Origin of the sequence: Pseudomonas sp. BS-2016 (assembly GCF_001806145.1) — a bacterium.
Lineage (GTDB): Bacteria > Pseudomonadota > Gammaproteobacteria > Pseudomonadales > Pseudomonadaceae > Aquipseudomonas > Aquipseudomonas lundensis.
This window is the reverse complement of sequence record NZ_MLCT01000090.1, coordinates 1-1,737: the sequence shown is the minus strand read 5'-3', so window position 1 is coordinate 1,737 and position 1,737 is coordinate 1. Positions and strand designations below refer to the sequence as shown.

The 1,737-nt window shown below is 62.3% G+C and carries 2 protein-coding genes; one reads left to right on the top strand and one right to left on the bottom strand.

Annotated elements, in window-relative coordinates; all coding sequences use genetic code 11:
* On the bottom strand, positions 1-982 hold a 982-nt coding region (locus tag BKD70_RS22520; RefSeq protein ID WP_070415431.1), incomplete at its 3' end, for an SLC13 family permease.
* 217 nt (positions 983-1,199) lie between these two features.
* On the opposite strand from BKD70_RS22520, the gene BKD70_RS22515 reads away from it, so the two are divergent.
* Positions 1,200-1,737, top strand: a 538-nt coding sequence (locus tag BKD70_RS22515; protein WP_139145796.1) for a cation diffusion facilitator family transporter, incomplete at its 3' end; no start/stop codon positions are given.

The window sequence follows — 1,737 nt, the reverse complement described above, 5'->3', positions numbered from 1 at the left end:
GGCTGACGCCGGCGCCGATAGTCGGCAGTAGTACGGCGATGGGCGCCAGGGCTTTGCGCAGGGTGTTGCCGACGTCGGCGCGTGGCATGCCCGCCGCCCAACCCAGGCAGACGACCGCGGCGATTACGGCCAGGCCGAGGGCGACCAGCGGTTCACCGAGGAATTTCAAGGTCAGGGCGAGGGTGCTTTCCGGCGCCAACGCGACTTTAGCCAAGGTGCTGCCGAGCATCAGGATTACCGGCAACAGAATGATCAGCAGCGACACACCGAAGCTCGGCTGGCGCGGGGCCTTGGGCGGTGCGCTGAACAAGGCGCCGATATCGGCCGGCTCATCCACGTGCAGGCGCTTGGACAGCCAGTTGCCATACAGCGGCCCGGCCAGGATCACTGCCGGCACCGCCAGGCAAAAGCCCAGCAACATGGTCAGGCCCAGGTCGGCGTGCAATGCGCCTACGGCAATCAGCGGCCCAGGGTGAGGTGGCATCAAGGCATGCAAGGTGGTCATGCCCGCCAGTGCAGGGATGGCGATCTTCAGCAACGGCTGGTTCGAACGCTTGGCCATCACAAAGATGATCGGCACCATCATCACCAGGCCCACTTCGAAGAACAGCGGCAGGCCGATCACCATGGCGACCAACGCCATCACCCAGGGCAATGACTTGCCTTTGCCCAGCCCGAGCAACGTGGTGGCAATACGGTCGGCCGCGCCGGATTCGGCCATCAGCGCGCCGAGCATCGCACCCAGGGCAATGATGATCCCGGCTTCCCCGAGAATCGTCCCGGCGCCTTTGCTGAAAGCCTTTGCCACTTCTTCCGGTGGCAGGCCGGCGCCGACCCCGGCGATAAAGGTGCCGATCAGAATCGACAGGAAGGGTGGCAGTTTGGTCGCGCTGATCAGCACAATGATGCTGGCGATCGCCAACAGCACGCAGAGCATGAGGCGGGTGTCGTGAACCATCCACGCGGCAGTCGATAACTCCAAGACGGAACTCCTTATCGAGCAGGTTGGCTAATATGTTTCTTTTTGTTTCGGCCCGAAAAGCATACCTGATACATCTTCCCCAACGCGTGCATGAACGATTTTGGTGCGCCCGAAGCTAACGACCCTCTGGCGCTCAGATGACAATTTTGCAAACCATGCCAGTGGATCTGGCCTATAGCTCTATGATCCGCCCCATCCCAACCCACGAGGACATTTCATGAGCGCAGGACACAGCCACGCCCAAGTACGCGCCGGCCACGAACGCAAGTTATGGATCGCGCTGGGGCTGACCGGCAGCTTCATGCTGGCCGAAGTCATCGGCGCTTTTATCACCGGCAGCCTGGCGCTGTTGTCGGACGCGGCGCACATGATGACCGACGCCCTGGCCCTGGCGATTTCCCTGGTGGCGATCCAAGTCGCCAAGCGCCCGGCAGATCGCAAGCGCACCTTCGGTTATGCGCGGTTCGAGATCCTGGCGGCCGCCTTCAATGCATTACTGCTGTTCGCCGTGGCGTTCTACATCTTGTACGAGGCTTACCAGCGGCTGCAGGCGCCCGCCGAAATCCAGTCCACCGGCATGCTGGTGATTGCGCTGCTGGGGCTGGTGGTCAACCTGATCTCCATGCGCCTGCTCAGCGCTGCCAGTGGCGAGAGCCTTAACGTCAAGGGCGCCTACCTGGAAGTCTGGAGCGACATGCTGGGCTCCGTCGGCGTGATCATTGCCGCGCTGGTGATCATGTTCACTGGCTGGGGTT